General features: G+C 70.7%; 15 protein-coding genes and 1 tRNA gene. 8 read left to right on the forward strand and 8 right to left on the reverse strand.

Annotation, left to right across the window (positions count from 1 at the left end):
- The first annotated feature begins 116 nt into the window (after positions 1-116).
- Positions 117-1,559, forward strand: coding sequence for a class II 3-deoxy-7-phosphoheptulonate synthase (locus ACWDZ7_RS31520; RefSeq protein WP_451801719.1), 1,443 nt, complete (start codon positions 117-119; stop codon positions 1,557-1,559).
- On the opposite strand, the gene ACWDZ7_RS31525 is transcribed toward ACWDZ7_RS31520, so the two are convergent.
- Positions 1,499-1,984, reverse strand: coding sequence for a phospholipase (locus ACWDZ7_RS31525; protein ID WP_451801720.1), 486 nt, complete (start codon positions 1,982-1,984; stop codon positions 1,499-1,501). The genes ACWDZ7_RS31520 and ACWDZ7_RS31525 overlap by 61 nt on opposite strands.
- A gap of 208 nt (positions 1,985-2,192) precedes the next feature.
- Here ACWDZ7_RS31525 and ACWDZ7_RS31530 point away from each other — a divergent pair, with 208 nt between their 5' ends.
- From ACWDZ7_RS31530 to ACWDZ7_RS31540, 3 genes are read left to right on the forward strand one after another with little or no spacing between them, the layout of a single operon-like run.
- Complete coding sequence (locus ACWDZ7_RS31530) at positions 2,193-2,873, forward strand: DedA family protein (protein ID WP_451801722.1); 681 nt, start codon at positions 2,193-2,195, stop codon at positions 2,871-2,873.
- A 10-nt stretch (positions 2,874-2,883) separates the two neighbouring features.
- A complete protein-coding gene (locus ACWDZ7_RS31535) occupies positions 2,884-4,038 on the forward strand; it encodes a sensor histidine kinase (protein ID WP_451801723.1) in 1,155 nt (384 codons plus the stop codon).
- On the forward strand, positions 4,029-4,673 hold the full coding sequence (locus tag ACWDZ7_RS31540; protein WP_451801725.1) for a response regulator transcription factor: 645 nt from the start codon (positions 4,029-4,031) through the stop codon (positions 4,671-4,673). The genes ACWDZ7_RS31535 and ACWDZ7_RS31540 overlap by 10 nt, the downstream gene beginning before the upstream one ends.
- A 40-nt stretch (positions 4,674-4,713) precedes the next feature.
- Here the strand turns inward: ACWDZ7_RS31540 and ACWDZ7_RS31545 are convergent, their stop codons facing one another.
- From ACWDZ7_RS31545 to ACWDZ7_RS31575, 7 genes are all read right to left on the reverse strand, one after another.
- Entirely contained in the window at positions 4,714-5,028 is a 315-nt protein-coding gene (locus tag ACWDZ7_RS31545) for a hypothetical protein (RefSeq protein WP_451801726.1), read from the reverse strand.
- A 65-nt stretch (positions 5,029-5,093) separates the two neighbouring features.
- Positions 5,094-5,786, reverse strand: coding sequence for a LuxR C-terminal-related transcriptional regulator (locus ACWDZ7_RS31550; protein ID WP_451801727.1), 693 nt, complete (start codon positions 5,784-5,786; stop codon positions 5,094-5,096).
- On the reverse strand, positions 5,732-7,057 hold the full coding sequence (locus ACWDZ7_RS31555; RefSeq protein WP_451801729.1) for a sensor histidine kinase: 1,326 nt from the start codon (positions 7,055-7,057) through the stop codon (positions 5,732-5,734). Before ACWDZ7_RS31555 ends, ACWDZ7_RS31550 begins: the two co-directional genes overlap by 55 nt.
- 400 nt (positions 7,058-7,457) lie before the next feature.
- Positions 7,458-9,125: an AMP-binding protein gene (locus ACWDZ7_RS31560; RefSeq protein ID WP_451801731.1), complete on the reverse strand. Its 1,668-nt coding sequence runs from the start codon at positions 9,123-9,125 to the stop codon at positions 7,458-7,460.
- A 134-nt stretch (positions 9,126-9,259) separates the two neighbouring features.
- Positions 9,260-9,862: a lytic polysaccharide monooxygenase auxiliary activity family 9 protein gene (locus ACWDZ7_RS31565; protein WP_451801732.1), complete on the reverse strand. Its 603-nt coding sequence runs from the start codon at positions 9,860-9,862 to the stop codon at positions 9,260-9,262.
- A 171-nt stretch (positions 9,863-10,033) separates the two neighbouring features.
- Entirely contained in the window at positions 10,034-11,425 is a 1,392-nt protein-coding gene (locus tag ACWDZ7_RS31570) for an SPFH domain-containing protein (RefSeq protein WP_451801734.1), read from the reverse strand.
- Between the two features lie 373 nt (positions 11,426-11,798).
- Positions 11,799-13,235 carry a peptidoglycan-binding protein gene (locus ACWDZ7_RS31575; protein ID WP_451801735.1) on the reverse strand — a complete coding sequence of 479 codons (1,437 nt, stop codon included), beginning with the start codon at positions 13,233-13,235 and terminating at the stop codon, positions 11,799-11,801.
- Positions 13,236-13,454: 219 nt separating this feature from the next.
- Between ACWDZ7_RS31575 and ACWDZ7_RS31580 the strand changes: the two genes are divergently transcribed.
- From ACWDZ7_RS31580 to ACWDZ7_RS31595, 4 genes are all read left to right on the forward strand, one after another.
- A tRNA-Lys gene (locus tag ACWDZ7_RS31580) sits at positions 13,455-13,528 on the forward strand.
- Positions 13,529-13,618: 90 nt separating this feature from the next.
- On the forward strand, positions 13,619-14,332 hold the full coding sequence (locus ACWDZ7_RS31585) for a FadR/GntR family transcriptional regulator (RefSeq protein ID WP_451801736.1): 714 nt from the start codon (positions 13,619-13,621) through the stop codon (positions 14,330-14,332).
- Positions 14,333-14,632: 300 nt separating this feature from the next.
- Positions 14,633-16,519 carry a glycosyltransferase family 2 protein gene (locus tag ACWDZ7_RS31590; protein ID WP_451801738.1) on the forward strand — a complete coding sequence of 629 codons (1,887 nt, stop codon included), beginning with the start codon at positions 14,633-14,635 and terminating at the stop codon, positions 16,517-16,519.
- Positions 16,516-18,453, forward strand: coding sequence for a galactose oxidase-like domain-containing protein (locus ACWDZ7_RS31595; RefSeq protein ID WP_451801739.1), 1,938 nt, complete (start codon positions 16,516-16,518; stop codon positions 18,451-18,453). Before ACWDZ7_RS31590 ends, ACWDZ7_RS31595 begins: the two co-directional genes overlap by 4 nt.
- Positions 18,454-18,475 lie beyond the last annotated feature (22 nt).

The raw sequence follows: 18,475 nt of genomic DNA on the forward strand, positions 1-18,475 counted from the left end.
CTGCTCTGACGCTTGCCCCGTGCGGGGAAACACGGATTCACTGTGTGGCGCCCGGACTTACCAGAGCCATCACGGAATGCTTTCCCGCCACCCTTTGGAAGGACCGATCGCAGCTCATGAACACGCACCCGGAACAGCAGCCGGAACCGATAGCCGAGCAACAGCCCCAGTGGCCGGACATCTCGGCCCTGCGTGCCGTGGTCGAGGAATTGTCGGCGGCTCCGCCCCTGGTGTTCGGGCCGGAGTGCGACCAGCTGCGCGCCCAGCTCGGTGCCGTGGCGCGCGGTGAGGCGTTCCTGCTTCAGGGCGGGGACTGCGCGGAGACCTTCGCGGGCGTGACCGCGGACGGGATACGCGACAAGCTGCGGACGCTGCTCCAGATGGCGGTGGTCCTCACCTACGGCGCGTCGCTGCCCGTCGTCAAGGTCGGCCGGCTCGCGGGACAGTTCGCCAAACCGCGCTCCAGCCCGGTGGAGGCGCGGGACGGCACGACGTACCCCTCGTACCGGGGGGACGCGGTGAACGGGGCGGGCTTCACGGCCCGGGACCGCACGCCCGACCCCCGACGGCTGCGCACCATGTACGAGAAGTCCGCGGTGGTCCTCAACCTGGTGCGTGCCTTCGCGCGCGGCGACGCCGACCTGCACCGGGCGCACACCTGGAACCAGGGGTTCGTCGCGGACTCACCGGGGGGTTCGCGCTATGCCGCCCTCGCGGACGAGATCGACCGGGCGCTGGCGTTCATGGCCGCCTGTGGCATCGACCCGGCCGGGGTGCGCACCACGGACGTGTTCGCCAGCCACGAGGGCCTGCTGCTCGACTACGAACGGGCGCTGACGCGGCGCGATCCGCTGACCGGAAGGACGTACGCGACGAGCGGCCACATGCTCTGGGTCGGTGAGCGCACCAGGCGCCTGGACGGCGCGCACATCGACTTCCTCTCCCGCGTCGCCAATCCCGTGGCGGTGAAGCTGGGGCCGAACACGACACCCGACGAGGTACTCGGGTACGCCGAGCGCCTCGACCCGGACCGGACCCCGGGCCGGCTCACTTTCGTGGTGCGGATGGGTGCGGCAAAGGTCCGGGAGCTGCTGCCCCCGCTCATAGAGAAGTCGCTCGCGGAAGGTATCCAGGTGGGGTGGGTATCGGACCCCATGCACGGCAATACCGTCACCGCCCCCGGCGGCCGAAAGACACGCCATGTGGCGGAAATTCTGGACGAGATACGCGGATTCTTCGAAGTCCACCGGGAATTGGGGACGCATCCCGGAGGAGTCCATGTAGAACTCACCGGTACTGATGTCACCGAATGTGTGGGCGGCAGCGATGAAGTCCGGGTCGGCCAGCTGCATCGGCGTTATGAGACGGCCTGCGACCCACGGCTCAACAGAAGCCAGTCACTCGATCTGGCATTCCTCGTCGCGGAGATGCTGCGCGAACGCACCGTGGGAACCGGGCACATGACGCCCGGTTCCCACGGTCCATGGGGGGTGGCGGGTCAGGCGGCGGGCGCCACGTCCGCGGGTGCCGACTTCCCGAACACGGAGACCGCCTGGTAGTACGTCCACGCCGTGCCGTCACAGGCCGTGCGGGACGCGCCGGAGTAGGAGGCACAGACACGCTTCAGGTCCGCGTAGAAGGCGCTGTCGAGGCGGGCCTTGTTGGCGTCGAAGGTGCCGGCCTCCTTGTAGTTGCGGTACCCGAAGTCGTGGCGGGCGCAGGCGTCCTTGAAGGGGAAGCCCAAGGGGTTGTCCGGCGAGGAGCTGCAGTAGTCCGTGGACCAGTCGAAGCCGTAGGCGCTCCACTGGGCCTGGTTCTGGCGGGCGGAGTTCCAGGCGGCGTAGCTGCTCGCGTCGGTCTGCGTCCACGAGCTGAGCACCCTGCCCTTGTCGGCGGGAACGGCCGAGGCCTCCGTCGCCGAGACGAGCGCGGCGGGCAGGGCGAGGGCGAGAGCGGCGAGCGGGGTGAGGTAGCGGCGCTGCATGGGGGGCCTCCGGGTAGTGGACTGTCCTGAACGGCACGGCTCGTGTGGTGCCGAGCCGCTCAGAGCATCCCGGGGCGCGTTAACTCGCCGTTATGGCGACGCCACTGCCCTGGACGAGCCGTCGCCGGGTCGGGGTGCGGAAAACCGCACCCCGACTCGACGGCAACCCCCATACCGCCACCGACCTGCGCTTTCTAGCGTTTCTCCCATGGACCTCGTGACTCTCGCCCTGCCCCAGGAACCCGCCGGCGGCATCGCCGGATGGGCCGCCGACCTCGTGGACACCCTGGGTGGCCCCGGCGCCGGGCTCGCCATCGCGCTGGAGAACCTCTTCCCGCCGCTGCCCAGCGAGGTGATCCTGCCGCTCACCGGCTTCGCCGCGGGGCAGGGGGTCATCAGCCTGTTCTCCGCGCTGTTCTGGACCACGCTCGGCTCGGTGGTCGGCGCGGCCGCCCTCTACGGGATCGGCGTCTGGTTCGGACGCGAGCGGATGCACGCCCTGTGGGGGAAGCTGCCGCTGGTCAAGGCGTCCGACCTGGAACGCACCGAGGCGTGGTTCGCCAAGCACGGCACCAAGGCCGTCTTCCTGGGCCGGATGGTGCCGGTCTTCCGGAGCCTGATCTCGGTGCCGGCCGGTGTGGAGCGCATGCGGCTGCCGGTCTTCCTCGCCCTGACCACCCTGGGCAGCCTGATCTGGAACTCCGTGCTCGTCATGGCGGGCTACTGGCTCGGCGACCAGTGGGACGCGGTCGAGACGTACGTGGGGCTCCTCTCCAAGGCCGTCCTGGTCCTGGTCGTCGTGGCCGTCGCGGTCTACGTGGTGGTGCGGGTGAGGTCCCGCACCCGGCACCGGTCCGACGCCGAGGCCCGCCACCGCCGCGCCGGATAGGGGTCGGCTAGTGTCGGACGACGTGAAGGAGCCCGTCGCCGCACCGTTCTTGCTCAGGGTCACCGGCGTGCTCATCGGCTGCCTCACCGCCCTGCTCGGCCTGTTCTACTTCGTCGTCGCCGGGGCCGCCCTCGGCGCCTTCCTGCTCTCGCCGCCCACCCGCGGCCGCGCCCACGCGCTGCTCGCCTCGGGCGCGCGCAGGCTCACCGGCCTGGAGCGGCGGCGCCGGTCCGTCTTCTTCCGCGACACGTTCCCCGAGCACCGCGCCTGTGACCAGCAGATCCTGCGCTACCTCGCGGCCCGTACATACTCCGGACTGCTGTGCGCGGTCGTGGTCGGCCTGGTCGACTTCGGCGCGGTCCTCGCCGGGGTCTTCGCCGTGTCGCTCACCCACACCTCGATGACCTGGGTGGACCTGGTCAGCCAGGTCGTCCTCGGCGGCACCCTGCTCTTCCTCGCCGTGCAGGGGCTGCGCGCGCTCACCGACCAGGACGCCCGGCTCGCCCGCGAGTGCTTCGGCCCCTCCGAGCGGGAGCTGCTCCAGCGGCGCATCGACGAACTGGCCACCAGCCGCGCCGCCGTGGTCCAGGCGGTCGACGTCGAGCGGCGCCGGGTCGAGCGCGACCTGCACGACGGCGTCCAGCAGCGGCTCGTCGCCCTCGCCATGCTGCTCGGCAGGGCCCGCCGCGGCCGCACCCCCGAGCGGGCCGACGCGCTCCTGGAGCAGGCCCACAAGGAAGCGCGGGAAGTCCTCACCGAACTGCGTGAGGTGGCCTGGCGGGTCTACCCCACCGCCCTCGACAGCCTGGGCCTGCACGAGGCGCTCGGCGGGGTGTCGGAGCGGTGCGCGCTTCCCGTACGCATGGAGTACGACGTCCCCGAACCGCTGCCGTCCGCCGTCGAGACCGCCGCGTACTTCGTCGTGTCGGAGGCCGTGACCAACGCCGCGAAGCACTCGTCGGCAGACGAGATCTCCGTACGCGTACGACAGCGGGGCACGCTGCTCTCCGTCCTCGTCCGGGACAGTGGAGTCGGCGGCGCCGACCCCTCGGGCAGCGGGCTGACCGGGCTGCGCAGCCGGGTCGCCGCGCTGGACGGCACCCTGCACGTCGAAAGCCCCCTCGGGGGACCCACCACCATCACCGCGGAGCTGCCGTGCGCGTAATCCTCGCCGAGGACTCGACCCTGCTGCGGGAGGGCCTCGTCCGGCTGCTCGCCGAGGAGGGCCACGAGGTCCTCGCCGCCGTGGGCGACGCCGAAGCGCTCCTCGCGGAGGTCGACGCCGGCACGCCGGACGTCGTCGTCACCGACATCCGCATGCCGCCGGACCACACCGATGAGGGGCTGCGCGCCGCGGTGAGGATCCGCGAGCGGCGCCCCGAGATCGGCGTGCTCGTCCTCTCCCAGTACGTGGAGCGCAACTACGCGACGCAGCTGCTCACTTCGAGCGCCGAACGGGTCGGCTACCTCCTCAAGGACCGGGTCGCGCAGGTGGAGGAGTTCCTCGACGCGCTGGAGCGGGTGCACGCCGGGGGCGCCGCCATCGACCCCGAAGTCGTCCGGCAGTTGCTCATCCGCACCACGCACGTCGACCCGCTGACCCGCCTCACCCCGCGCGAGCGCACCGTCCTTGAGGCGCTGGCCGAGGGGCACACCAACGCGGCCATCGGGCAGAAGCTGCACATCTCGCTGAGCGCGGTCGAGAAGAACCTCAACGCCATCTTCGACAAGCTGGGCCTGTCCCGTACGGACGGCTACAGCCGCCGGGTGCTCGCGGTGCTGCGGTACCTGGAGTCCTGAGCGGCGGCCCCACGTGGGGGATTCGCGCCTGCGCCGGCGGCTACGACAGGACGACGCCGTCCATGACCAGCGCCGCCGCGAGCCCCGCGGCCAGGAGCCAGCTGCCGAGCCTGGTCCGGCCGCGGCGGCTCAGCTCGATCACGCCGCCGCAGAGGATGAGCAGCAGCCCGTAGACCCCGACGACCAGCACGGACGACCGGCTCGCCAGCCGCAGGGCGAGCACCACCGCGGCCGCGGCCATCAGCAGCGAGGCCGCGGCGATGCGTGCGCGGCGGGCGCGGGCGGCAGGGGTGGGGGCGGGCTGTGCCGTGGCTTCGAGAGGGGCAGTGGCTTCGGGCTGGTCGGGCGTGCTCATGGTTGTGGATCGTAATCGCTCACGCGGGCGGTGCCGGGGGCTTGTGTTCGTTCACCACGGATCCCTCACCCCCGCAGATACGCGAGGACCGCCAGCACCCTGCGGTGCGTTCCGTCCGCCGGCGGCAGGTCCAGTTTCCCGAGGATGTTGCCGATGTGCTTGCCCACCGCCGCCTCGGAGACGACCAGTCCGGCAGCGATCGCCGCGTTCGACTTCCCCTCGGCGACCAGCGCGAGCACCTCGCGCTCGCGCGGCGTCAGCTGCTCCAGCGGATCACGCCGCCGCCGCAGCAACTGCCGTACGACTTCGGGGTCGACGACCGTCCCGCCCTCCGCGACCCGCGTGAGCCCCTCGATGAACTGCTCGACCTGGCCCACGCGGTCCTTGAGCAGATAGCCGACGCCGGTGCCGTCCCCGGCGTCCAGGAGGTCGGCCGCGTACGACCGTTGCACGTACTGGCTCAGCACGAGCACCGGCAGCGTCGGCCGGTCCGCCCTGAGCGCGACCGCCGCCCGCAGCCCCTCGTCCTGGAAGCCGGGCGGCATCCGCACATCGGTGACCACGATGTCCGGTTCGTACGCCGACACGGCGTCCCGCAGCGCGTCCGCGTCGCCGACCGCGGCGACCGTCTCGTGCCCGAAGCGGCCGAGGACGCCGATCAGGCCCTCGCGCAGCAGGACGCTGTCCTCGGCGAGAACGATTCTCAGGCTACGGCCGTGACTTGGGCTGTGACTTGGGCTTGGGCTCTGGCTTCGCACGGGATCTCCACGGACAGGGTGGTCGGGCCGCCCGGGGGGCTGGTGACCGTCAGTGTGCCATCGAGGACGGCGAGCCGGTCGGCGAGGCCGGTGAGGCCCGTCCCGCGGGCCGGATCGGCGCCGCCGCGGCCGTCGTCGCGCACGTCGAGGCGGAGGGCCCCGTCGGCGTGGGCGGCGGTGACGCGGACCCTGGTCGCACCGCTGTGCTTGCCGACGTTGGCGAGTGCCTCGCGGACCGCGAAGTACCCTGCCGACTCGACCGGTTCGGGCAGGCGGGGCAGCTCGGCGCCCGCCGTCTCCACCGGGACGGCGCAGCGGTCCGCCACGTCCTCGATGGCCGCGGCCAGGCCGTAGTCGGCGAGGACCTGCGGGTGGATGCCGTGGATCAGCTCGCGCAGCTCGGTGAGGACGCGGCCCGCCTCGTCGTGGGCGGTGGCCAGCCGACCGGCGAGTGCGCTGCCGGGGACGGCGTCGAGCCGGGCGAGACCGAGGCTCATGGTGAGCGCGACCAGCCGCTGCTGCGCCCCGTCGTGCAGGTCCCGCTCTATACGACGCCGTTCGGCCTCGAAGGCGTCGACGAGGCGGGCCCTGGAACGGGTGACCTCGGCGAGGCTGGCGGCCAGTTCGGATTCGCGCGGGGCGAGCAGCAGGCGGGCGAACGCGGCGCGGGCGGTGGCGTACGCGCCGAGCGGGTGCGCCAGTACGAGGAGCAGCACCAGGCCGAGGAGCGCGGTGCCGCCGGCCGCCGGGTAGCCGCTGACGAGCCAGAGCTTGGCGGGGCGGATGTCGTTGCCGGGGCCGCCGGAGAGGGCGAGGTGCGCGGGGGCGGCGATGAGGAGTGCGGGGAAGGCGACGGTGCAGGCCAGGACGAGGAGGTCCAGGGGCCACAGGACGACGGCGAGCAGGGCGGTGTAGGCGAGCTCGCGCCAGGTGGCCTGCTCTTTCAGACGGAGCCTCAACCAGGCGTGGATGCCGGGGGTTTCCGGGGTGCGGTGGGGGGTCGGGGCCGGGTCGGCGTCGACGAGCAGCAGGCGGCGTCGCTCCAGGGCGGCGAGGGGGACGCCGGTGAAGGCGAGGGCGCCGAGCAGGGGGATGCCGATGAGTATGAGTACGAGGGCGGCTCCTACGGTGGTCAGCGCGAGGCCCACTATGAGCGCGGCGGCGCCGAGGGCTGCGCCGCTGACCAGGTAGACGCCGCTTCGCCAGGGGGCGCTGCCGGCGAGGTAGCGGCGGGGGCTTCGCAGGCTGGTCCATACGCTTTGCGGCGGCATGCCTCTACGGTAGGTGGGGTTTGCGCCCACCGTCGCCCCGCAGGCGCCGAGCCCGCCACCCACCCCCGTCCGTTTGCCCCGCCCCACCATCGCCCCGTAGGGACAAAGCCCGCCATCCCCTGTCCGTTTGCCCCGCACCACCATCGCTCCGTAGGGACAAAGCCCGCCGCTCCGCGGCGGATGTCTCCCACCCACCCGTCCGTTTGCCCCGCCCCACCATCGCCCCGTAGGCGCCAAGCCCGCCGCTCCGCGGCGGGAGTCTCCCACCCACCCACCCGTTTGCCCCGGGTTCCGCAGCGAGGTTGTTCCTACCTGGGGGCCAAGACGCCGGGTAAACGGGTGGGTGGGTGGGAGACATCCGCCGCGAAGCGGCGGGACAGGGGCCGCCCCCACCGGCGAGTCACAGGTCCAGGACCGGTTCCCGGCCATGGACGCGATACTCGGCGAGCAGCGCCGACACATCCGCAGCCGTCAGCCGGCGATACGCCGAGCCACCAGAAGGACGCCACCAGACAGGATCCCCGCACCGGAAACCGGCCCGCCGAAGGGCACCCCGCGCGATCTTGTTCGTGGCCGTCACCGGCATCCCAGGCACAACCCGCACGAAGCGCGGAGCCATCTTCGTCCCCAGATCAGCCTGCGCCAGCAGAAACCCGGCGAAGTCGAGGGGATCGAAGGCGGCCCCCGGGGCCGGGGCCAAGGCCGCCATGACCTGATCCCCCGCCACCGGATCCGGCACGGCGTAGACGGCCACGGCCACCGCCCCGGAATACCGCGCGAGGATGCCCTCGATCACCGCCGCCGCGAGGTTCTCGCTGTCGACCCGCAGCCGGTCGTCCGTACGCCCCGCGAAGTAGAGGTATCCCGAGCCGTCCCGGTAGAAGAGGTCACCCGTCCAGTACCAGCCGGCCCGCACCCGCTCGGCCTGCGCCTCCTCATTGCGCCAGTAGCCCTCGAAGGGGTTGGACCCCCGGTTCACCAGCTCCCCTATCGCGGCGCGCCCGTTCACCAGCACCCCGTCCGCCGAGAACCGCGCCGCCTCGCACTCCCGCAGCGTCTCCGCGTCGACCACCGCGAGGTCGTCGCCGGGCGCCGCCCGTCCGATCGCCCCGGCGGGCGTGCCGGGCGTGCGCTGGATGGCCGCCCCGCCCTCCGAGGATCCGTAGCCCTCCACGAGCCGTACTCCGAACCGTTCCTCGAAGCGTGCCGCGTCCACCGCCCCCGCCTCGGTCCCGAACCCGGTCCGCAGCGGGTTCTCCCGGTCGTCGGGCCGCTCGGGCGTCGCCAGGATGTACTGGACGGCCCGACCCACGTACGTGAAGTACGTCGCGCCGAACCCCCGCACCTCAGCGAGGAAGCGGGACGCCGAGAAGCGGCGGCTCAGTGCCACTCCCGCGCCCGCCGCCAGCGCCGGCGCCCAGTCCGCGATCACCGCGTTGCCGTGGAACATCGGCATGCAGATGTAGTGGGTGTCCTCCGCGCTGATCCCGAAGTGCGTGACGAGGGACCGGCCCGCCGCCGCGAGACGGCCCTGGCTGCAGATCGCCGCCTTGGGGGCGCCCGTGGACCCGGAGGTGAAGTAGAGCAGCATGCGGCTCGCCGGGGTGACGGTCCGCGCGATCTCCGGTTTCGCGTCGGCGTAGGGGGTGAGCAGCTCGTCGTACGACTCGGTGTCGGTCACCAGCACACGTACGCCCTGGAGTTCGAGTCCGTCGAGCAGCGGCAGATGACTCCGCTCCGTCACGAGGATCCGGCAGTCGGTGTGCAGGATGTCGCGGGCCAGTTCGGCGCCGCGCCGAGTGGGGTTGATGCCCGCCACCGCCGCGCCCGCGAGAGCCGCCGCGCTCAACCAGAGGGGGAATTCAGGTGTGTTGTCGAGCAGTACGCCGATGTGCGGCGGCTCGCCCGTGCGTGGCAGCAGGTCGGTGAGGAGCGCGGCCCTGGCCGCCGCGCCCGCCGTCACTTGGTGGTGGCTCAGCTCGCCGCCCGAGAAGCTCAGACCGGTGCGGTGGTCGCCCCACCGCGCCTGTACGAGTTCCGCGACCGTGTTACCGGTGGTGGCCTCCATGGCAGCGCACCATAACTGACGGCGCGTCAAATGGGGAGGGCGGGTGAGCGGTTCCGCGTACACCGTGAGGTCGTGCACGGCGTACACGGAACCCGCCCGTGGGGTGAGGGGAAGTCCTCAGGCAGTGCCGGGAATCAGAACTTGACGTCCGAACAGGCATAGAACGCGTTGGCCGTGTCCGCGATCGTCCAGACCGCGACGATCACGTGATGCCCGCTGCGTCCGCCGGGGATGGTGCCGCTGTGCGAGAGCGTCGCGGGCGGCTGCTGACTGTTGTACGGGACGCTGAGGAACGGCGTGGTGTCCAGAGCGGCCCTGGTCACCGGCTTGCTGTCGTCCCAGCCCTGCTTGGTGATGTAGTACTTGAAGTCCGTGGTGCGGTGGCGCGCGGTGAACTGCCAGCGGAACGTGTAGTTCTGCCCGCCGCTCACCGCCGTCGTGGGCCAGGCTCCGCCCCCTGGTGTTTTTGGCGAGTTGAGCTGGTTGAAGCCCGCTATGCCCGCCGAACAGATCTTGCCGTCGGCGGGGCCGCCGGCGGGGAAGCCCTTGGGGCCCTCGACGCTCTGCGGTTCGTACTGGATGGAACCGCAGTTGGTCACCACGCCCTTGGCGCAGTTGATCTGCCGGCTGGCCGGCAGGTCCGTGTAGCCGTGGCTGCTGGCGCCACCGGCGGAGAGCGCGAACGCGCCGACCGTGGTGAGGCCGACCATGGCCGCGTACATTTTCTTGTTTCGCATGTGCCGCTCCTGACCGAACGTGGGGAGTTCCGTGGGACGTGCGCGCACTGCGGTCTAGACCAAGTCTCAGATTATTGCCGTTAGTTGAACATGTCCATACCAATCATGGAGAGGATCCGTCCGCATCGACCGGCGGCCGTCTCCGCGTGTTCACCGTGGGACGTGGCCGGCCTAGCGGTGCTCCCCGTGGCCCGTGCAGAACGCCACCGTCAGGTCCTTCACCAATGCCTTGCGCTCGTAGTCGTCCAGCTCCACCAGGCCTCGCGTGGTCAGCCGTGTCACGGTGTCCTCCACCGAGTCGACCACCGAGGTCAGTACGGTGTCGCGGTGCCGTGCGTCGAGCGCGGCGACCCGGCGGCGCTGCATCGCGGCGGCGACCTCGGGGGCGTACTCGATCCGGGTCGGCTGGGCCGAGAAGACCTCGACGCCGACCGCCTCGGCGTCGGCGGCGAGCGCCTGGGTCAGCGCCGCGCCGACGGCGTCGGCGTCACGGAGGGTGGGGGCGTCGCGCAGGGCCGGGGCGTCGTCGTGGAAGGCGTCGGCGGGCAGCCGCGAGAGCACCCGGGCCGTCGTCGCCTCCACGCACTGCCGCAGGTACTCCTGGTGGTCCTCGACCGCGAGCGTCGCCCGCGCGGGGTCCTTGACCCGCCATACGACGAGGACGACGACCCGCAGCGCCACCCCGCCCCGGTCCACGGCGGCCATCGGTTCGCTCCTCCAGTGCCGCAGGCGTACGTCGACGCGGCGGCGCAGCAGCAGGGGGTTCACCCACAGCAGGCCGGTGCGGCGGACGGTGCCCCGGTAGCGGCCGAAGAGGCTGAGCACCCACGCCCTGCCGACCCGGCCCCGCGCCAGCCCGCCGAACCCGAAGAGACCGAGCGTCCCCGATCCGGCGAGCGAGATCCACTGGGCGGCTCCGAGCCCGGCGCCCTTGTATCCAGGCAGTTCCGTGACACCCGGCACACCTGCCACGCCGGTCACGCCGGTCACACCCGCCACGTCCGTCATACCCATCACCCGAAGGGCGGGCTCGGGCAGCACCCCCGCCCACCACAGCGACAGCGCGCAGCCGGCGGCGCCCACGCAGCCGCCGAGCACGCCGACGAGGCCGGGCAGGACGCGCGCCCTCCGTTCGGCGAGGGCGGGGTCGACGACGTCGGGCACGGGGCGCGCCACGGAGTCGGCGGGGGCGGCGGCCACGGACCCGGCCGCGCTCCCGACTCCGGGCCCGACGCCGGCCCCGGCCCCAGTCCTGGCCCCGGCCCCAGTCCCGGTCCCAGTCCCGGTCCCAGTCCCGGTCCCGGTCCCAGTCCCGGTCCCGGTCCCGAGCGCGGGTCGCCGCGCCGCCGCCCGGGGCTGCTCCCCTGTGCCCTGCCTTCTCCGCACCACGGCGGGTGGCAGGGGGACGCCCGTCGCGTCGTCCGGATCGTCGCGGAAGAGGAGGTGGACGGGGATCTCGGTGGTGGCCTCGCTCTGGATCACCCGCGGCGGCCGTGCGCCGGCCGACTCGGGCGCCCCGCCGGACTGCGGGGACTGTGGCTGTGAAGCTGCCGTCGCACTCATCCGCGCCTCCACCTCATTTATGCCTCCGCCTCACTCGTGCCTCGTTCTCACTCACGCCTCGCCCACATTCACGCCTCGACCTCACCCACGCCTCCGCCTCACCGCGCCTCGACCTCCTCCACGCCTCCGCCTCACCGCGCCTCGACCTCCTCCACGCCCCCACTCCACCCGTGCCTCGCCCACATTCACGCCTCGACCTCACCCACGCCTCCGCCTCACCGCGCCTCGACCTCCTCCACGCCCCCACTCCACCCGTGCCTCGATCTCACTTGTGCCTCCGCCTCATCCATGCCTCCGCCTCATCCAGGCCCCGACCGCACCCGCGCTCCACCTCGCCCACGCCTCGCCCACCTTCACGCCCGAGTCACACCCCTCACCGGAACAACCGCCGCCACGTCTCCGGCCCCGGATAGCCGTCCGCCGCCGCGCCCCGCCAGCCCTGTGCGCGCTGGAAGGCCTCCACGTTGCGGCGGTCCGTCTCCGTCCAGGTGCGGCCCGGGCCCCGTGCGTAGTGTCTGCCGAAGCCCTTCTTCACCAGCTGCCTGCCGAGCTGTTCGATCGCCGCGTGCGACTGGCCGGGGCGGAAGACGCCCCTGCCGGGGTAGGCGGGCGCGCCCTGTCTGCCGTCGGTGACCGGGCCCGCGCCCACCCGGGGGATGTTCCGCCCCTTCCCCTTCATCAGGTACGACCACGTCGTCGGCCCCGGCAGCCCGTCCGCGTTCCCGCCCCACCAGCCCTGCGCCAGCTGGAACGCCTGTGTCGCCCGGCGGTCCGCGTCGGTCCAGCGAGGTCCGGGGCCCGACCGGTAGAAGCGCTGGGCGCCCCGGGCGATCAGCGCCTTGCCGAGCTGCGTCACGTACTTGTTGTTGGCCCCGGGACCGAAGGACCCCGCCCCCGGGTACGACGTCTCCGTGGAACCGGAGCCGCCCACCTTGCCCTCACCCGTCTTGCCCTCACCCGTCTTGCCTTCAACCGCCGCGCTCTCGACCGTCGTGCCCTCGTCCGGCGTGCCGTCCTCCGTCGGGTCGTCATCCGTCGGGTCGTCGTCGTCCTCCTCCACGCCCTTGAAGCGATAGGCCAGATAGCGGTCCGCGTTCGTCCAATAGGCATAGGGAGTGGCCTGTCTGCGGGCGTGCGGGCGGGTCTGTTCGTACGCGATGTAATGCGTCTGTTTGGAGTCCGTCCAGCCGCCGAAAATCGTCACGTGCGAACCATTGGTGGGGTTCGCCGGATTGTGGAAGAGGAGAATGTCGCCGGGCTTGAGCTGCTCCTTGGAAATGGGCACCCCGTACTTGTCGAGGGTGCCCGTCCATTCGTTTCCGCTCAGGTTCCACGCCATCGAGACAAAGCCCGAGCAGTCCTGCCGGTAGCCGTCGGTCCAGTACTTCTCCATGCTGTACGGCACCTTCGCGGTGACCCACGTCATGGCCCGCTCGATGATCATCGAGCGGGTGATCCGGCCGTACACCGACGCCGCCGGAGTCCCCGAACCGCCGTGCAGCGGGCTCGCGCGGCCCTGCGGCGTATCCGGTACGTCGTCCGCCGGGCGGGGGTCGGGCCGTGCCGCCGAATGGCCTCCCACCTCGGTGGCGGCCACCTCGGCGGCGGCCACCGACGGCAGCGTCTGGCCGCCGAGCACCGTGCCGGCCGCCGCCGCGAGGACGAGGGCGCGGCGCGCGCCGTGCGCCGCCGGGTGGCCCCCGAGGCGCACCGGCAGCGCGTGCGCCATGGAGCGCCGCCAATGAACACAACCGGGACAGTCGCAGTCGCTCTCGGGAACGAATTCCTCGAATACCGGAGCGTCCTCCATGCGATTCCCCTCACACCCCTGAAAAGAATGTCCGCGCATCTGCACGTCCGTCAGTTTCTCAACTGTCCCGCGATACCGCATGTTGACGGTCCGAATGATGTAGCCGACCTCCGGGCCGGCCTCCGGGCGGACATCCGGGCGGCCCACCGGGACCCGCACGGGCGCCCCGGCCGGTCAGGAGCACCCCCGGACATCCGGTAGAGTTCTCCAGGTCAGCAGGCGCCGCTAGCTCAGTTGGTTAGAGCAGCTGACTCTTAATCAGCGGGTCCGGGGTTCGAGTCCCTGGCGGCGCACAGACAGCGAAGGCCCTCCGTTCACGCGGAGGGCCTTCGTCGTGTTCAGGACCAGGCCTGCGCTCCCGCCCCTACCGCTACGGTTGCGCCATGGCGCGCGACATCCAGGAGCGGATCAAGAAGCTCATCATCGATTCCCGGCTGCCCTCGGGGGCCTCGCTCCCCACCGAGCCCGAGCTGATGGAGCGCCTCGGCGTCAGCAGGAACTCCGTACGGGAGGCGCTCAAGGCGCTCCAGGCGATGGGGATCGTGGAGATCCGGCACGGTTTCGGTACGTATGTCGGTCCGATGTCGGTCGCGCCGATGATCGAGGGCCTCGCCTTCCGCACGGTCGCGGGCCACTACCGCGGCGAGGACAGCCTGCTCCAGCTCCTGGAGCTGCGCGAGGCCGTGGAGACGGGGCTGATCGCGCGCCTCGCGGGCCGCGTCCCGGAGACCGACCTCGCCGAGCTCGACGCCCTGGTGGACCGGATGGACGCCGAGGCGGCCTCCGCGGAGGGCGCCGTGCGCGCCGAGACCGACCGCGCCTTCCACGCGGCGCTCTACCGCGGCCTCGGCAACAGCCTCCTCGGCGAGGTCCTCGAGGCGTTCTGGGACGCCTTCCACAAGGTCCGCACGGATCTGGTGGACGTGCCGCAGGACCCGAGGATCACCTGCCGCCAGCACCGGGAGATCCTGGCGGCGGTGCGCTCGGGGGACGCCCTCCGCGCCGAGCGGGCCATACGGGAACACTTCGGCAACATTCGAACGCGTCTGACCTCACCTGTCTCCATAGACGCCAAAAATCGCTCCTATGACCGGTAAACACCTTGTATCGCCCTTGCGATCACGCTGTAGGGCGTAGAACCCTGTTCTGGAGCCATTGGCTCACATGAGGCGGACGATGCCGGGCAATTGGGGGCTCGTGCGGTCCGCGGCGGGGCAGGGATGGGGGTCCCCGTTCATGAGGCGATGCCGAGGGGGGCATCATGCAACCGGAAGGTTGTCGTTCCATGTCTAAGGGGACGGTGGCCTGCCACTGACGCGTTCGCGGGGTCGAGGGGGATCCGGGCGGACGGAAGGACCAACGAACACGCGGCGTGACCGCGTGCGGGGGGATGACTCATGACGTCGACGCCGACGGGCGCGCGGCAGAACGACCCGTCACAGACGACCCAGCTGCGGGTGCCATCGCACAGGACGGGCGGTTTCCGCCGAATCAAGAAGACCCTGCCGCGGTACGACTACGAGCACTACAGCCGGCTCGCCGGCCCGCTGACCCAGCCGGACCCGAGCAAGCCGTACCGGGTGAAGTACCGCTCGCTCCTCTCGCAGGAGCCGCACAGGATTCGGGCCGCGCTGATGCTGGGCGCGGCCCCACTGCTCTCCCTCGTCCTGCTCGGCTGGCTGCTGCAGCCCGAGCACTGGACGGAGCGGGACTACGTCGCGAACGACTGGCTGCCGGTCCTCGACGTCGTCATGCTCGTCTCGATCGGCCTGATCGAGTTCTTCCGCTGCATGAACGTGCTCTCCAACGCGCACGCGACGCTGGTGGCCCGCGACCCGATACCCGTGGTGCCCGAGACGGGCACCAGAGTCGCCTTCCTCACCTCGTTCGTGCCCGGCAAGGAGCCGATCGAGATGGTGACGAAGACACTGGAGGCCGCGGTCAGGATCCGTCACCGCGGTCCGATGCACGTATGGCTCCTCGACGAGGGTGACGACCCGGAGGTCAAGGAGGTCTGCCGGCGGCTCGGCGTGCACCACTTCTCGCGCAAGGGCGTCGCGAAGTGGAACATGGCGAAGGGCCCGCACCGCGCCAAGACGAAGCACGGCAACTACAACGCCTGGCTGGACGCGCACGGCGACGACTACGACTACTTCGCTTCCGTGGACACCGACCACGTCCCGATGCCGAACTACCTGGAGCGGATGCTCGGCTTCTTCCGCGACGAGAACGTCGGCTTCGTCATCGGCCCGCAGGTCTACGGCAACTACGACAACTTCGTCACCAAGGCCGCCGAGTCGCAGCAGTTCCTCTTCCACGCGCTGATCCAGCGGGCGGGCAACGCCTACGGCGCGCCGATGTTCGTCGGCACGAGCAACGCCGTGCGCATCAGGGCCCTGAAGCAGATCGGTGGCCTGTACGACTCGATCACCGAGGACATGGCCACGGGCTTCGAGATCCACCGGGCCACGAACCCGGCGACCGGCAAGAAGTGGAAGTCCGTGTACACGCCGGACGTGCTCGCGGTCGGCGAGGGGCCCAACGCCTGGACGGACTTCTTCACGCAGCAGCTGCGGTGGTCGCGCGGGACGTACGAGACGATCCTCAAGCAGTTCTGGAAGGCGCCGTTCTCGCTGCCCCCGGGCCGCCTCTTCAACTACACGATGATGGTCATCTTCTACCCGATGTCCGCCATGAACTGGATCCTGGCCGCGCTGAGCTGCGCGCTGTTCCTGGGCCTCGGGGCCTCCGGCGTGAACATCGACCCGACCATCTGGCTGATGCTGTACGGCAACGCCTCCGCGCTCCAGATCGGCCTCTACATCTGGAACCGCAGGCACAACGTCTCCCCGCACGAGCCCGAGGGCTCCGGCGGTGTGGCGGGCATGGTGATGTCGGCCCTCTCCGCGCCGATCTACGCCCGCTCGCTCCTCGACGCGGCCCTGCGCCGCAAGAGCAAGTTCGTGGTGACCCCCAAGGGCGACTCGGCGAGCCCGGACACGCTGTTCGGGACCTTCCGGATCCACCTGTTCTTCATCCTGGTCTTCGGTGGCTCGATGGCCGCCTCCTTCGTGTACGGGCACTCCCACCCCGCGATGATCATCTGGGCCACGTTCGCCCTGCTGATCACGGCGGCGCCGATCTTCGCGTGGCGCTGGGGCATGCGGAAGGACAAGAAGAAGCCCGGACCGCCCGCGCCGGACGTGATCGTTCCGCAGCAGAAGCCCAGCTGGGCGGCGCCCGACCAGACCATGCAGATTTCCCTTGGGGGACATAACAAATGAAAGACCGTTCCAGCCGCCGCCGTGCCCGCCGCATCGCGATAGGCGCGGCGGTCGTCCTTGCGCTGGCAGGGATGAACGGCCCCTGGCTGTGGCGCGTGGGCTCCGAGAAGTACCACGACTACAAGATCAACAAGCCGGAGTACAAGGCGGACAACGGCCACTGGGACGTCGTGGACTTCCCCGAGGAGTACCGGCAGAACACGATCCACGCGGCCCTGCTGCACACCGGCAAGGTGCTCCTGGTCGCCGGTTCCGGCAACAACCAGAAGAACTTCGACAAGAAGAAGTTCGACACCCGCCTGTGGGACCCGGTCAAGGGGACCATCAAGAAGATCCCGACGCCCACCGACCTGTTCTGCACGGGCCACACCCAGCTGGGCAACGGCAATCTGCTGATCGCGGGCGGCACGCAGCGCTACGAGAAGCTGAAGGGCGACATCACCAAGGCCGGCGGCCTGATGATCGTCCACAACGAGGACCCGGACGAGCCGAAGACGATCCCCGCGGGGACGAAGTTCACGGGCAAGAAGAACGGCAAGACGTTCGTCTCCCAGGACAACATCCTCGTGGAGAAGGCGAAGAAGGTCTTCGACAAGCAGACCGGCAGGTTCCTGCGCACCGAGCCGGGCCTCGGCCGCGTCTATGTCGAGGCGGCGAAGAGCGGCACCAAGCACGAGACGGGCACCCAGGACAACTACCGCATCCAGGGCCTGAAGGGCTCCGACACCCGCAACGTCTATGGCATGGCGCAGAAGCTCGCCCTGGACAAGAAGGACTTCCAGGGCATCAAGGACGCCTTCGAGTTCGACCCGGTCGCCGAGCGGTACATCAAGGTCGACCCGATGAACGAGGCGCGCTGGTACCCCACGCTGACCACGCTCACCGACGGCAAAATCCTCTCCACCTCGGGGCTCGACGAGATCGGCCAGCTGGTGCCGGGCAAGAACGAGGTGTACGACCCGAAGACCAAGAAGTGGACGTACACCAAGGGCATCCGGCAGTTCCCGACGTACCCGGCGATCTTCCAGATGACCGACGGCAAGCTGTTCTACTCCGGTTCGAACGCGGGGTACGGCCCCGACGACGTCGGCCGCAAGCCGGGCATCTGGGACCTGAAGACCAACAAGTGGCGGGGCATCCCGGGCCTGAGCGACCAGAAGCTTCTGGAGACCTCCGGCACGGTCGAGCTGCCGCCCGCGCAGGACCAGAAGTACATGGTGGTCGGCGGGGGCGGTGTCGGCGAGTCCAAGGAGTCCAGCGAGAAGACCCGCGTCGTCGACCTGAAAGCGGACGAGCCGCGGTTCGTCGACGGCCCCTCCCTGGAGAAGGGCACCCGCTACCCGCAGATATCGACGCTCCCGGACGACACCGTGCTGATCTCCGGCGGCTCCGAGGACTACCGCGGGCGCAGCGACTCCAACATCCACCAGGCGCGGATCTACGACGCCAGGACGGGTGAGATGCGGCGGGTCGCCGACCCGGAGGTGGGCCGCAACTACCACTCCGGTTCGATCCTGCTGCCCGACGGCCGCGTGATGTTCTTCGGCTCCGACTCGCTCTACGCCGACAAGGCCAACACCAAGCCCGGCGTCTTCGAACAGCGCATCGAGATCTACACGCCGCCTTACCTGTACCACGGCTCGCAGCCGAGCCTCGGCAAGGGGCCGAAGACGATCGAGCGGGGCGAGTCGGGGACCTTCCCGACCAAGCACTCCTCCGCCATCAAGACGGCCCGTCTCATCAGGCCGAGCGCCTCCACGCACGTCACGGACATCGACCAGACGTCGATCGCGCTGGACCTGAAGAAGTCGAAGGGCAAGGTCACGGTGACGGTCCCGAAGAACCGCAGCCTGGTCGAATCAGGCTGGTACATGCTCTTCGTGACGGACGATCAGGGAACCCCGAGCAAGGCCCGCTGGGTCCACGTGCCGTGAGCGGTGCCCCGTCGGCAGCACC

It is taken from the genome of Streptomyces sp. NPDC003032, assembly GCF_053591415.1.